This window comes from Serratia sp. K-E0102 (assembly GCF_029962625.1).
GTDB classification, from domain to species: Bacteria; Pseudomonadota; Gammaproteobacteria; order Enterobacterales; family Enterobacteriaceae; genus Serratia; species Serratia sarumanii.
Window position 1 is genome coordinate 767,100 of sequence record NZ_CP124754.1, and the last position, 14,030, is coordinate 781,129.

Here is a 14,030-nt window from a genome sequence, read left to right on the forward strand (position 1 = left end):
TGAGGAAAACCTAATGTCCAAAATCGTTAAAGTCATCGGTCGTGAAATCATCGACTCCCGCGGTAACCCGACTGTTGAAGCCGAAGTTCATCTGGAAGGCGGTTTCGTCGGCCTGGCTGCTGCGCCGTCAGGTGCTTCTACCGGTTCCCGCGAAGCGCTGGAACTGCGTGACGGTGACAAGTCTCGTTTCCTGGGTAAAGGCGTACTGAAAGCCGTTGCTGCAGTAAACGGTCCGATTGCTCAGGCAGTACTGGGTAAAGATGCCAAAGACCAGGCGAACATCGACAAGATCATGATCGAGCTGGACGGCACCGAAAACAAATCCAACTTCGGCGCCAACGCCATTCTGGCGGTTTCCCTGGCAGCAGCGAAAGCGGCTGCAGCCTCTAAAGGTATGCCGCTGTACGAGCACATCGCTGAACTGAACGGCACCCCAGGCAAATTCTCCATGCCACTGCCGATGATGAACATCATCAACGGCGGCGAGCACGCTGACAACAACGTCGACATTCAGGAATTCATGATTCAGCCGGTTGGCGCGAAAACCCTGAAAGAAGCGGTGCGCATCGGTTCTGAAGTGTTCCACCACCTGGCGAAAGTTCTGAAAGCCAAAGGCATGAACACCGCCGTGGGCGACGAAGGCGGCTACGCGCCAAACCTGGGTTCCAACGCCGAAGCGCTGGCGGTTATCGCTGAAGCGGTAAAAGCGGCGGGCTACGAGCTGGGCAAAGACGTCACTCTGGCGATGGACTGCGCGGCTTCCGAATTCTACAAAGACGGTAAATACGTGCTGGCCGGCGAAGGTAACAAAGCCTTCACTTCCGAAGAGTTCACTCACTTCCTGGAAGATCTGACCAAACAGTACCCAATCGTGTCTATCGAAGACGGCCTGGATGAATCCGACTGGGCGGGCTTCGCTTACCAGACCAAAGTTCTGGGCGACAAAATCCAGCTGGTGGGCGACGATCTGTTCGTTACCAACACCAAGATCCTGAAAGAAGGCATCGAGAAAGGCATCGCTAACTCCATCCTGATCAAATTCAACCAGATCGGTTCTCTGACCGAAACTCTGGCGGCTATCAAGATGGCGAAAGACGCCGGCTACACCGCGGTGATCTCTCACCGTTCCGGTGAAACCGAAGACGCGACCATCGCCGACCTGGCGGTAGGGACTGCGGCTGGCCAGATCAAAACCGGTTCCATGAGCCGTTCTGACCGCGTTGCCAAGTACAACCAACTGATCCGTATCGAAGAAGCGCTGGGTGACCGTGCGCCGTTCAACGGCCTGAAAGAAGTTAAAGGCCAGTAAGTTCGACCGATTCGGTTGCTAAATAAAAACCCGCCGCGGCGGGTTTTTTTATGGCCGGCGTTTGGCCAAAAGCGCAATAAAAAACCCGCCGCAGCGGGTTTTATCAGAAGCGAGCGTTACATCTGCTGCGTTGCCGCGCTCACCGGCGAGCCGCCGCCTTTCTTGCGCACCCACAGCCAGTAAGCCACGGTGAGTAAGGCGATCCACACCAGCCCGACGTACAGCGCGATGCGGCTCTCTTCGAAGTAGCCGAGCAGGCCGATGACGAATGCCATAAAGGCGGTCGCCAATGCCGGCGCCACCGGCCACCACGGCACCGGGAAGCTCAACTGACGAGTTTCTTCCGGCGACAGCGTGCGGCGCATGACGATCTGCGACAGCAGGATCATCAGCCACACCCAGACGGTGGCGAAGGTGGCGATCGAGGCGATGATCATGAAGACCTTCTCCGGGATCAGGTAGTTGAGCACCACCGCCAGCAGCAGGGCGACCGACATCACCAGCACCGTCATCCACGGCACGCCGCTGGCGGTCAGTTTGGTGAAGCTGCGCGGCGCCTGGCCGTCCTGCGCCATGCCGTACATCATGCGGCCGGCGCCGAAGATGTCGCTGTTGATGGCTGAGATGGCGGCGGTGATCACCACCACGTTCAGCACGTTGGCGGCGGAGCTGATGCCGAGGTTGCTGAAGATCTCAACGAATGGGCTGCCGTTCTGGCCGATGCTGTTCCACGGGTAGATCGCCATCAGCACCGTCAGCGTCAGCACGTAAAACAGCAGGATGCGCACCGGCACGGCGTTGATCGCTTTCGGCAGCACTTTGGCGGGATCTTTCGCCTCGCTGGCGGTAATGCCGATGATCTCGATGCCGCCGAAGGCGAACATCACCACCGCCAATGACGCGACCACGCCGCCGATGCCGTTAGGCATAAAGCCGCCGTGCTGCCACAGATTGCTGATACCGGTGGCGTGCTGGGCTTGGCCGAAGCCGAACAGCATCACCGCCGCGCCACCGACGATCATCGCCACGATGGCGGCGACCTTGACCAGCGACAGCCAGAATTCCAGCTCGCCAAACACCTTGACGCTGCACAAATTGAGCGCGCCGATAAACAGAATGATGCTGAGCACCCAGACCCACTGGGCGACGTCCGGGAACCACAGCCCCATATAAATGCCGAAGGCGGTGACGTCCGCCAGGGCGACGATCACCATTTCGAAGGTGTAGGTCCAACCGGTGAGGAACCCGGCCAGCGGGCCGAGATAGTGGCTGGCGTAGTGGCCGAACGAGCCGGAAACCGGCTGGTGCACCGCCATTTCACCCAGCGCGCGCATCACCATGAACACCGCCGCGCCGCCCACCAGGTAGGCCAGCAGCACGGCCGGGCCGGCCAGCTGGATGGCGCCGGCGGAGCCGTAGAACAGGCCGGTGCCGATCGCCGAGCCGAGAGCCATGAAACGGATGTGCCGCGCGTTTAGTCCGCGTCTGAGTTGTGTTGTTTCGTTACGCATGTTGCTTCCCGTTAAGTGTTTGCCGAACAGGCACGCGCTGCCCGCGCCGGGTGGAACGCACCCGGCGGGGCAGAACAAACTGCGTGATTCAGTGTGTGATGATTATGCCTGGCTAGGCAGCAGCGCCGCAGGCAGCAGCGATGTCAGGTGACCGGCCGCCAAGAGTTGGCTGGCGGCTTCAATGTCGGGGGCGAAGAAACGATCCTTGTCGTAGAAACTGACATGCTCGCGCAGCAGACGGCGCGCCTGCTCCAGACCTTCCGAGGTCTTCAGGCCGTTGCGAAAATCCAGGCCTTGGCAGGCGGCCAGCCATTCGACCGCCAGAATGCCGCGCACGTTGTCCGCCATGATCCACAGGCGGCGACCGGCGGCCGGCGCCATGGAAACGTGGTCTTCCTGGTTGGCGGAGGTCGGAATGCTGTCGACGCTCGACGGGTGCGCCAGCGCTTTGTTTTCGCTGGCCAGCGCCGCGGCGGTCACCTGGGCGATCATGAAGCCGGAGTTCACGCCGCCGTTTTCCACCAGGAACGGTGGCAGTTGCGACATGTGCTTGTCCATCATCAGCGAGATGCGGCGCTCGGACAGCGAACCGATTTCGGCGAACGCCAGCGCCAGGTTATCGGCGGCCATCGCCACCGGCTCGGCGTGGAAGTTGCCGCCGGACAGCACGTCGCCCTGTTCGGCGAACACCAGCGGGTTATCCGAGACGGCGTTGGCTTCAATTTCCAGCACCTCGGCGGCCTGGCGGATCTGCGTCAGGCAGGCGCCCATCACCTGCGGCTGGCAGCGCAGGGAGTAAGGATCCTGCACTTTTTCGCAGTTGCGATGCGAGTCGGAGACTTCGCTGCGCGCGCCGAGCAGGTGGCGGTAGGCGAGGGCGGCGTCGATCTGGCCGCGCTGGCCGCGCACCTCGTGGATGCGCGCATCGAACGGGCTGCGAGAGCCCAGCGCCGCTTCCACCGTCAGGCTGCCCGCCACGGTCGCGGCGGCGAACAGGTCTTCGGCATCGAACAGGCCGCGCAGCGCGAAGGCGGCGGAGACCTGGGTGCCGTTCAGCAGCGCCAGGCCCTCTTTCGCCGCCAGCGTCAGCGGTTTCAGGCCGGCCTTGGCCAGCGCTTCGGTCGCCGGCAGCCATTGGCCCTGATGGCGCGCCTGGCCTTCGCCCAGCAGCACCAGGCTCATGTGCGCCAGCGGCGCCAGGTCGCCGGAGGCGCCGACCGAGCCCTTCAGCGGAATATGCGGATAAACTTCGGCGTTGACCAGCGCGATCAGCGCCTGAATGACTTCCAGACGAATGCCGGAGAAGCCGCGCGACAGGCTGTTGATCTTCAGCACCATGATCATGCGCACCAGGTTGTCGTCGGTCGGCTCGCCCACGCCGGCGGCGTGCGACAGCACGATCGAACGCTGCAGGTTTTCCAGATCGTCGCGGGCGATGCGTGTCGAAGCCAGCAGGCCAAACCCGGTATTGATGCCGTAGGTGGTGCGGTTTTCTTCAACGATGCGTTCCACGCAGGCCACGCTCTGTTGGATAGGGCCGTAGGCGTTGTCGTCCAGCGTCAGCGTCACCGGGTGTTGATAGACGTCGCGTAGCTGGGCCAGCGTCAGTTTGCCTGGGCGAATAGTCAGCGCTTTCATGCTTTTTCTCCTTGGGTCGCGGCAACCATCGGCAGGTTCAGGCCTTGCTCACGGGCGCAATCGATAGCGATATCGTAACCGGCGTCGGCGTGACGCATGACCCCGGTAGCCGGGTCATTGTGCAGGACGCGGGCGATGCGCTCGGCGGCTTCGTCGGTGCCGTCGCAGACGATCACCATGCCGGAGTGTTGGGAGAAGCCCATGCCGACGCCGCCGCCGTGGTGCAGGGAAACCCAGGTGGCGCCGCTGGCGGTGTTCAGCAGGGCGTTGAGCAACGGCCAGTCGGAAACCGCATCGGAGCCGTCTTTCATCGCTTCGGTTTCACGGTTCGGGCTGGAAACGGAGCCGGAATCCAGGTGGTCGCGGCCGATGACGATCGGGGCGGACAGTTCGCCCCGGCGCACCATTTCGTTGAACGCCAGGCCCAGCTTGGCGCGCTGGCCGAGGCCAACCCAGCAGATGCGCGCCGGCAGGCCCTGGAAGCTGATGCGCTCGCGCGCCATGTCCAGCCAGCGGTGCAGGTGTTCGTCATCCGGGATCAGCTCTTTCACCATGGCGTCGGTTTTGTAGATGTCCTGCGGATCGCCGGACAGCGCCGCCCAGCGGAATGGCCCGATGCCGCGGCAGAACAGCGGACGGATGTAGGCCGGCACGAAGCCCGGGAAGTCGAAGGCGTTGTCGACGCCGGTTTCTTTCGCCATCTGGCGAATGTTGTTGCCGTAGTCGAAGGTCGGCACGCCCATCTGCTGGAAGGCCAGCATGGCTTTGACGTGATCGGCCATCGACTGCTTGGCGGCGGCGACCACTTTGGCCGGCTCGGTCTGGGCGCGCTGGCGATACTCTTCCCAGCTCCAGCCTTTCGGCAGGTAGCCGTTCAGCGGATCGTGGGCGCTGGTCTGATCGGTGACCATGTCCGGGCGCACGCCGCGGCGAACCAGCTCAGGCAGGATTTCCGCCGCGTTGCCGCACAGGGCGATGGAGATGGCTTTGCCCTCCGAGGTGTATTTTTTGATGCGTGCCAGCGCGTCGTCCAAATCTTTAGCCTGCTCATCGACGTAGCGGGTTTTCAGGCGGAAATCGATGCGGCTCTGCTGACATTCGATGTTCAGCGAGCAGGCGCCCGCCAGCGTCGCGGCCAGCGGCTGCGCGCCACCCATGCCGCCCAGGCCGGCGGTCAGCACCCAGCGGCCCTGCAGGCTGCCGTCGTAATGCTGGCGGCCCGCTTCGACGAAGGTCTCATAGGTGCCCTGAACGATGCCCTGGCTGCCGATGTAGATCCAGCTGCCGGCGGTCATCTGGCCGTACATGGCCAGGCCTTTGGCGTCCAGTTCGTTGAAGTGTTCCCAGGTCGCCCAGTGCGGCACCAGGTTGGAGTTGGCGATCAGCACGCGCGGCGCGTTGCTGTGGGTTTTGAAGACGCCGACCGGCTTGCCGGACTGCACCAGCAGGGTTTCGTCTTCTTCCAGCGTTTTCAGCGTTTCGACGATCTTGTCGTAGCAATCCCAGTCGCGCGCGGCGCGGCCGATGCCGCCGTACACCACCAGCTCGTGTGGGTTCTCCGCAACTTCAGGATCGAGGTTGTTCATCAGCATGCGTAACGGCGCTTCGGTCAGCCAGCTTTTTGCGTTTAATTGTGTGCCGCGTGGCGCGCGTACATCGACATTGCGAACTTTGTTATTTGTAGTCACAGCAGTTTCCTCAAACAGTATCGGTGCAGATTCCATGCCGCGGTGGGGGATGAGTACCACGGCATAACAATGCGTAGGGTTTATTAACATATACTTGTATGTACAAGCATATGCAACACTGACCAGTTGGCGCTGAAAAGTGGCATAAGAAAAAGTTATTTTCTTTTTATATCAGTTTGATATGCGATTTTTTATCTCCGGCTTCATGTATGGAAAGCCGGAGAAAAGTGAGCTGTTCGGCAAAAATGAATTAAAAATGACTCATTTTTGGGCGGCTAGTCACAATATTTTTACAGACTGATTACAGTTGCGGCCAGGGGATAAACAAACCCTATCGCCGCAGGGAAAAAGCCCGCCGTCGGTGGCGGGCTTGCCAGGGTCAGGCCGCCGGTTGCAGCGTTGGTTTGCGGCTCATTTTGCATACCGTGGCGATGGCGGCGATCAGCGCCGGCACGCACAGGAACATCAGGATGCTCTGCACCTCCCACTGCATCGCCAGCAGTTGGGCGCCCATCATGGTGCCGGCGACGCCGCCGAAGCGGCCGATGCCCTGCATCCAGGCGATGCCGGTGGCGCGGCTGTGGGTGGGGTAGAAGGTGGCCGCCAGCGTTTGCAGCCCGGACTGCGCGCCGTTCATGGTGACGCCCATCAGGAAGATGAAGGCGCCCAGCAGCACGATGTGTTTGTCCTCGGTCGCCATCGCCACGATCAGCAGGGCAGTGGCGACAAAGCCGCTCGAGACCACCTTGTGCGCATTCCAGCGATCCATCAGCCAGCCGGCCACCAGGATGCCAAGCGTGCCGCCGAAGGTGAACAGCGAGGTGAGCATCGCCGATTGCTCCAGCTGGTAACCCAGCCCCTGCATCAGGATCGGCATCCAGCTCAGCAACACGTAGTAGATCACCAGCCCCATAAAGTAGGTCAGCCACAGCATCAGCGTGCCGAGCAGGTAAGGGCGGCTGAACAGCAGGCCGACGCTGGTCTTGGTGTGCGTAAGCTTCTCTTCGTGCAGGTAAAAACGCGTCACGCCGTCCAGGCTCTGGCTGACGAAGCGCTGTGCGATGCGCTTGATCTTCGCCGCATCCTGCCCGCGGTTGACCATGTATTTGACCGATTCCGGCAGCAGCAGGATCAGCAAGACCGTCAACGCCAGCGGCGCAATGGCGCCGAGCAGCAGCACGCTGTGCCAGCCGTAGCTCGGGATCAGCCACGATGAAATGGCGCCGCCGCCGGCCGCGCCCAGCGGAAAACCGCAATACATGGTGTTGATCGCCAGCGAACGGCAGCGCTGCGGCGCGTATTCGGAGATCAGCGTGATGGCGTTGGGCATCGCCGCTCCCAGCCCGAGGCCGGTGAGAAAGCGCCACAGCGTCAGGCTGTTGAGCGAGCCGGCGTAGGCGGTGGCCAGGCTCGACAGGCCGAAGAACAGACAGGAAAACACCAGCACGCGCTTGCGGCCGATGCGATCGGAGATTGGCCCGGCGATCAGCGCGCCGAGCGACAGCCCCAGCAGCGCGGCGCTCAGCACCGGCCCCAGATCCTGTTTGACGATGCCCCAGTCTTTGGCGACCGAGGGGGCGATATAGCCCATGGCGGCGGTATCGAAACCGTCGATGGCGAGGATCAGGAATCCGAGAATGATCAGGGTCCAGTGAAACAGCGAAAATTTGCTGTCGTCGATGGCCTGCTGAATGTTCAACTCGCTGGTGGAATGAGTCATGGCACCCTCTAAACGCAGATGTAGTCGTGATGGATGGAACGTGGCCGAAACTGACGCTCGGCTTGTGTTTGCTTGTATATACATCTGCGCGTCGGCGCTTTATGTCAAATATATTTATCTTATGCGTTAAATAAATGTTGTTTTTGCGAAGCAGGTTACACCGTGAATGAAAGGCCAAAGCCTGACTCACAAATTAAATGAACGCCGTGGGTGGTGAGATATGCTGGCGGCGGCGCGGAGAATAAAATTTAATACAATGTTGGCCGTTTGGTCGCCGGGCCGGAATCTGCGATAATCGCTTTTTACTTTTCCAGATTGAGAAACCGATGCAGTACCCGATCAACGAGATGTTCCAAACCTTGCAGGGCGAAGGCTTTTTCACCGGCGTGCCGGCCATTTTTATCCGCTTGCAGGGCTGCCCGGTAGGGTGCAGTTGGTGCGACACCAAACATACCTGGGAAAAGGAAGCCAATCGGGAAGTCGACCTGCAACGGATCCTGGTCAAAACAGAAGAGAGCGACGCCTGGGGCAACGCCAGCGCCGAGCAGCTGCTGGCGGTGATGCGCCAACAAGGTTACACCGCGCGCCATGTGGTGATCACCGGCGGCGAACCCTGCATCTACGATCTGGCGCCGCTGACCGAGCTGTTCGAACAGCATGGCTACGGCTGCCAGATTGAGACCAGCGGCACCCACGAGGTGCGCTGTTCCGCCAACACCTGGGTGACGGTTTCGCCGAAGGTGAATATGCGCGGCGGCATGAAGGTGCTGGATCAGGCGCTGCGGCGCGCCGACGAGGTGAAGCATCCGGTGGCGCGCGAGCGCGACATCGAGGCGCTGGACGCGCTGCTGGCGACGCTGCAGGACGACAAGGCGCGCATTATCGCGCTGCAGCCGATCAGCCAGAAAGAAGAGGCGACCCGCCTGTGCATCGAAACCTGCATCGCGCGCAACTGGCGGCTGTCGATGCAGACCCACAAGTATCTGAACATCGCCTAAAATCAGGGCGCCCTTGGGCGCCCTTTCTTTTAACCTTTATATACGCATCCCGCAGTACAGGTCTCTTTCACCATCACCGCAGTCAGTTCCGGCAACTGGGGCTTGAGCTGCTGCCAAATCCAGGCGGCGAGCACTTCGCTGGTGGGATTTTCCAATCCTGGAATATCGTTCAGATAATGGTGATCCAGCCGCTCCCAGATCGGGGAAAACACAGCCTTGAGCTCGGCGAAATCCATCACCCAACCGGTGTGGGGATCCACTTCACCGGTCACTTCCAGACGCACCATAAACGAATGCCCATGCAGACGGCCGCATTTATGGCCCTCCGGCACGTGGGGCAAACGGTGTGCGGCTTCAAACTGAAAATCTTTAAACAGCGTGGTTGCCATTATTACGGCCTCATTGACTCAAAAACCGCCGCATAGTACCGGAAAGCGCGTCTGCTTGCCATTTATACCGTTATGGTCTACCGCCACGGCAAACGCATCCGGTTAACACTTTTTTTGTTTGGTGTTTGCGGCACCTATCGGCTGGGGTAATGAGCCGAAATGTTGAACGGTGAAAAAACGATGAAAAAAAGCGCTTTAATTTCATCTGGATAAAAAACTTTGTTTAACGGTTTAAGCGTTATCCCTTACCGGAAAAACAGCTTAGTCATTTTGGTTATGATTTATTGCTATCCCTTATTTAATCGTTGCTATTCTGCTCGGTAACCTTACAAACTCTCCTGATCTTTTCCGCACACCCGACGCAGCGAAGAGACAGCGACTGACACTGGCGCGCGCCTGGCAGGAAAGGCGCTAAGTATAGGAAATAAGTACAGCAATGACGACTCAGGCTCCTCCAACATCTTTGCTCCCGCTGACGCCCGAACAGCTGGCGCGCCTGCAGGCGACGATCGGCGACTATTCGCCGACGCAGCTGGCGTGGCTGTCCGGCTATTTTTGGGGCATGGTCAATCAACAGCCCGGAGCCGTGGCCATTGCGCCTGTCGCCCCTGCGGCTGCCGCCGGCATCACCATCATTTCCGCTTCGCAGACCGGCAATGCGCGCCGCCTGGCGGAGCAGCTGCGCGACGATCTGCTGGCCGCCAATCTGAGCGCCACGCTGATCAGCGCCGGCGACTACAAGTTCAAGCAGATAGCTCAAGAGCGCCTGCTGGTGATCGTCGCCTCTACGCAGGGGGAAGGCGAGCCGGCGGAAGAAGCGGTGGCGCTGCATAAATTCCTGTTCTCGAAGAAGGCGCCGAAGCTGAATGACACCGCTTTTGCGGTGTTCGGGCTGGGCGACACCTCTTATGAGAATTTCTGCCAGTCTGGTAAGGATTTCGACGGCAAGCTGGCCGAGCTGGGCGCCGAGCGCCTGGTGGAGCGCGTGGACGCCGACGTGGAGTACCAGGAACTGGCCGCCGCCTGGCGCAAACAGGTGGTGTCGGTGCTGAAGGCGCGCGCGCCGGCGGAAAGCGCCGCACCGGGCGTGTTGGCCAGCGGCGCGGTCGATCTGATCGACAGCAGCCCGTACAGCAAGGAACAACCGCTTACCGCCCAGCTTGCGGTCAATCAGAAAATTACCGGCCGCGCGTCGGATAAAGACGTGCGCCATATCGAAATCGATCTGGGCGACTCCGGCCTGCGCTATCAGCCGGGCGATGCGCTCGGCGTATGGTTCGACAACGATCCGGCGCTGGTGGACGAACTGGTGCAGCTGTTGTGGCTGAAAGGCGACGAACCGGTCGAGGTGGAAGGGCAAACCCTGCCGCTGGCGCAGGCGCTGCGCAGCCATTTCGAGCTGACGCAGAACACCACGCCGATCGTCGATAAATACGCCGCGCTGTCGCGCGACGAAACGCTGATCGGCCTGTTGGCGGATAAAGCTGCGCTGCAGCAGTACGCGCACAACACGCCGATCGTCGACATGGTGCGTCAGGCGCCGGCGGATCTGAGCGCCGAACAGCTGGTCGGCCTGCTGCGCCCGCTGACGCCGCGTCTGTACTCCATCGCCTCTTCGCAGGCGGAGAACGAAAGCGAAGTCCACATCACCGTGGGCGTGGTGCGTTACGACATCGACGGGCGCGCCCGCAGCGGCGGCGCCTCCGGCTTCCTGGCGGATCGCCTGGAGGAAGACGGCGACGTGCGGGTCTTTATCGAACACAACGACAACTTCCGCCTGCCGGCCAACCCGGAAACGCCGGTGATCATGATCGGCCCGGGCACCGGCATCGCGCCGTTCCGCGCCTTTATGCAGCAGCGCGACGCCGACGGCGCCGGCGGCAAAAACTGGCTGTTCTTCGGCAACCCGCACTTCACCGAAGATTTCCTGTATCAGGTCGAATGGCAGCGCTACGTGAAAGACGGCCTGCTGACCCGCATCGATCTGGCCTGGTCCCGCGACCAGCAACATAAAATATACGTACAAGACAAACTGCGCGAACAGGGCGCGGAAGTGTGGCGCTGGATTCAGGAAGGCGCGCACATTTACGTCTGCGGCGATGCCAATCGCATGGCGAAAGACGTGGAAAACACATTACTGGAACTGGTGGCCGAGCACGGTGGCATGGATACCGAGCAGGCGGATGAATTTTTAAGTGAGCTGCGCCTTGAGCGCCGTTATCAGCGAGATGTTTACTGATGAGTGATAAACACCCCGGGCCTTTGGTAGTCGAAGGCAAACTGGCCGATGCGGAGCGCATGAAGAAGGAGAGCAACTTCCTGCGCGGCACCATCGCCGAAGATTTGAACGACGGCCTGACCGGCGGCTTCAACGGCGACAACTTCCTGTTGATCCGTTTTCACGGCATGTATCAGCAGGATGACCGCGATATTCGCGCCGAACGCGCCGAGCAGAAGCTGGAGCCGCGCCACGCCATGATGCTGCGCTGCCGCCTGCCGGGCGGCATCATCAGCCCGCAGCAGTGGCTGGGCATCGACAAGTTCGCGCAGGAGAGCACGCTGTACGGCAGCATTCGCATCACCAACCGCCAGACGTTCCAGTTTCACGGCATTCTGAAAGGCAACGTCAAACCGGTGCACCAGCTGCTGAACCGCCTGGGGCTGGACGCGTTGGCGACCGCCAACGACGTTAACCGCAACGTGCTGTGCACCTCCAACCCGGTGGAGTCCGAGCTGCATCAGGAAGCCTACGAGTGGGCGAAGAAGATCTCCGAACACCTGCTACCGCGCACCCGCGCCTACGCTGAGGTGTGGCTGGATCAGGAGAAGGTGGCCACCACCGACGAAGAGCCGATTCTGGGGCCGACCTACCTGCCGCGCAAATTCAAAACCACGGTGGTGATCCCGCCGCAGAACGACGTCGATCTGCACGCCAACGACATGAACTTCGTGGCGATCGCCGAAAACGGCAAGCTGGTAGGCTTCAACCTGCTGGTGGGCGGCGGGCTGTCCATCGAACACGGCAACAAGAAGACCTACGCGCGGCAGGCCAGCGAATTCGGCTACATTCCGCTCGAGCATACGCTGGCGGTGGCGGAAGCGGTGGTGACCACGCAGCGCGACTGGGGCAACCGCACCGATCGCAAGAACGCCAAAACCAAATACACGCTGGAGCGCGTCGGGGTGGACGTTTTCCGCGCCGAAGTGGAAAAGCGCGCCGGTATCACCTTCGCGCCGGTCCGGCCGTATGAATTCACCGGCCGCGGCGATCGCATCGGTTGGGTGAAGGGCATCGACGATCAATGGCACCTGACGCTGTTTATCGAGAACGGCCGCCTGCTGGACTATCCGGGGCGTCCGCTGAAGACCGGCATGGCGGAGATCGCCAAGATCCATAAAGGCGACTTCCGTCTGACGGCGAACCAAAACGTGATCATCGCCGGCGTGCCGGCAAGCGAGAAGGCGAAGATCGAAGCCCTGGCGCGCGATCATGGCCTGATCGACGACGAGATCAGTGAGCAACGCAAGAACTCGATGGCCTGCGTATCGTTCCCGACCTGCCCGTTGGCGATGGCGGAGGCCGAGCGCTTCCTGCCGCAGTTCGTCACCAAGGTGGAAGGGATCATGCATCGGCACGGGGTGGGTGACGAGCATATCGTGCTGCGCATCACCGGCTGCCCAAACGGCTGCGGCCGCGCGCTGTTGGCGGAGCTGGGGCTGGTGGGCAAGGCGGTCGGCCGCTATAACCTGCATTTGGGCGGCAACCGCGAAGGCACGCGCATTCCGCGCATGTACCGCGAGAACATCAACGAAGACGAGATCCTGAGCGAGATCGACCTGTTGGTGGGGCGCTGGGCGAAGGAGCGCAACGCCGGCGAAGGCTTCGGCGACTTCACCATCCGCGCGGGCATCGTCAAACCGGTGCTGGATCCGGCGCGAGATTTCTGGGAGTGAGGCCGGGCGGCCCCTGGGGCAGAGGGGCCGCACAGGTAATTTCAAGTAGCAGGAGAGACAACATGGCTGAATTCGATCTGGCGGCGCTGAACGCGTTGCCCAAATCCGGGCAGGCGCTGGCATTGGCGGTGGTCAACGGCCAACTGGAGACCCTCAGCGCCGAACAGCGCGTTGCATGGGCGCTGGAGCATCTGCCCGGCGAGTTCGTACTCTCGTCCAGTTTCGGCATTCAGGCGGCGGTATGCCTGCACCTGGTGACGCGCATCCGGCCGGATATCCCGGTGATCCTGACCGACACCGGTTACCTGTTCCCGGAAACCTACCGCTTTATCGATCAACTGACCGACCAGCTGAAGCTGAATCTGCAGGTGTTCCGCGCCGAACAGTCTCCCGCCTGGCAAGAGGCGCGCTACGGCAAACTGTGGGAGCAGGGCGTGGAAGGGATTGAGAAGTACAACCAGATCAACAAGGTCGAGCCGATGAATCGCGCGCTGGAGACGCTGGGGGCGCAGAGCTGGTTCGCCGGCCTGCGGCGCGAGCAGTCCGGCAGCCGCGCCAATCTGCCGGTGCTGGCGGTGCAGCGCGGGGTGTTCAAGATCCTGCCGATCATCGACTGGGACAACCGCAAGATTTACCAGTACCTGACCGAACATGGGCTGAGCTATCACCCGCTGTGGGAGCAGGGCTACCTGTCGGTAGGCGATACCCACACCACCCAGAAGTGGGAGCCGGGCATGAGCGAGGAAGAGACGCGTTTCTTCGGCCTGAAGCGCGAGTGCGGCCTGCACGAAGGCTAAACGGCGCGATCAACATGACGGGGCTC

The 14,030-nt window shown here is 61.2% G+C and carries 10 protein-coding genes; 5 read left to right on the forward strand and 5 right to left on the reverse strand.

The window, feature by feature from the left end; all coding sequences use genetic code 11:
* Nucleotides 1-13 precede the first annotated feature (13 nt).
* A complete protein-coding gene (gene eno, locus SSARUM2_RS03470) occupies nucleotides 14-1,309 on the forward strand; it encodes a phosphopyruvate hydratase (protein ID WP_033637140.1) in 1,296 nt (431 codons plus the stop codon).
* Between the two features lie 116 nt (nucleotides 1,310-1,425).
* On the opposite strand, the gene SSARUM2_RS03475 is transcribed toward eno, so the two are convergent.
* The 4 genes from SSARUM2_RS03475 to SSARUM2_RS03490 form a co-directional block, all read right to left on the reverse strand.
* Entirely contained in the window at nucleotides 1,426-2,820 is a 1,395-nt protein-coding gene (locus tag SSARUM2_RS03475) for an amino acid permease (protein ID WP_060427209.1), read from the reverse strand.
* A gap of 102 nt (nucleotides 2,821-2,922) precedes the next feature.
* Complete coding sequence (hutH, locus tag SSARUM2_RS03480) at nucleotides 2,923-4,458, reverse strand: histidine ammonia-lyase (protein WP_060452768.1); 1,536 nt, start codon at nucleotides 4,456-4,458, stop codon at nucleotides 2,923-2,925.
* Complete coding sequence (gene hutU / locus SSARUM2_RS03485; RefSeq protein WP_025159649.1) at nucleotides 4,455-6,146, reverse strand: urocanate hydratase; 1,692 nt, start codon at nucleotides 6,144-6,146, stop codon at nucleotides 4,455-4,457. The genes hutH and hutU overlap by 4 nt, the downstream gene beginning before the upstream one ends.
* 379 nt (nucleotides 6,147-6,525) lie before the next feature.
* Nucleotides 6,526-7,866 (reverse strand): aromatic acid/H+ symport family MFS transporter, encoded by a 1,341-nt coding sequence (locus SSARUM2_RS03490; RefSeq protein ID WP_060452767.1) that lies wholly within the window; start codon nucleotides 7,864-7,866, stop codon nucleotides 6,526-6,528.
* 326 nt (nucleotides 7,867-8,192) lie between these two features.
* Between SSARUM2_RS03490 and queE the strand changes: the two genes are divergently transcribed.
* Nucleotides 8,193-8,864, forward strand: a complete 672-nt coding sequence (gene queE / locus SSARUM2_RS03495) for a 7-carboxy-7-deazaguanine synthase QueE (protein WP_041033308.1) — start codon at nucleotides 8,193-8,195, stop codon at nucleotides 8,862-8,864.
* Between the two features lie 29 nt (nucleotides 8,865-8,893).
* Here the strand turns inward: queE and queD are convergent, their stop codons facing one another.
* On the reverse strand, nucleotides 8,894-9,253 hold the full coding sequence (gene queD, locus SSARUM2_RS03500) for a 6-carboxytetrahydropterin synthase QueD (protein ID WP_004932638.1): 360 nt from the start codon (nucleotides 9,251-9,253) through the stop codon (nucleotides 8,894-8,896).
* A 436-nt stretch (nucleotides 9,254-9,689) separates the two neighbouring features.
* On the opposite strand from queD, the gene cysJ reads away from it, so the two are divergent.
* The 3 genes from cysJ to SSARUM2_RS03515 all read left to right on the forward strand — a co-directional run bounded on the left by cysJ (nucleotide 9,690) and on the right by SSARUM2_RS03515 (nucleotide 14,004).
* Nucleotides 9,690-11,492, forward strand: a complete 1,803-nt coding sequence (gene cysJ / locus SSARUM2_RS03505) for an NADPH-dependent assimilatory sulfite reductase flavoprotein subunit (protein ID WP_033649245.1) — start codon at nucleotides 9,690-9,692, stop codon at nucleotides 11,490-11,492.
* Complete coding sequence (gene cysI / locus SSARUM2_RS03510) at nucleotides 11,492-13,207, forward strand: assimilatory sulfite reductase (NADPH) hemoprotein subunit (RefSeq protein WP_060452766.1); 1,716 nt, start codon at nucleotides 11,492-11,494, stop codon at nucleotides 13,205-13,207. The genes cysJ and cysI overlap by 1 nt, the downstream gene beginning before the upstream one ends.
* A gap of 62 nt (nucleotides 13,208-13,269) precedes the next feature.
* Nucleotides 13,270-14,004 carry a phosphoadenylyl-sulfate reductase gene (locus tag SSARUM2_RS03515; protein ID WP_016929052.1) on the forward strand — a complete coding sequence of 245 codons (735 nt, stop codon included), beginning with the start codon at nucleotides 13,270-13,272 and terminating at the stop codon, nucleotides 14,002-14,004.
* Nucleotides 14,005-14,030: the final 26 nt, after the last annotated feature.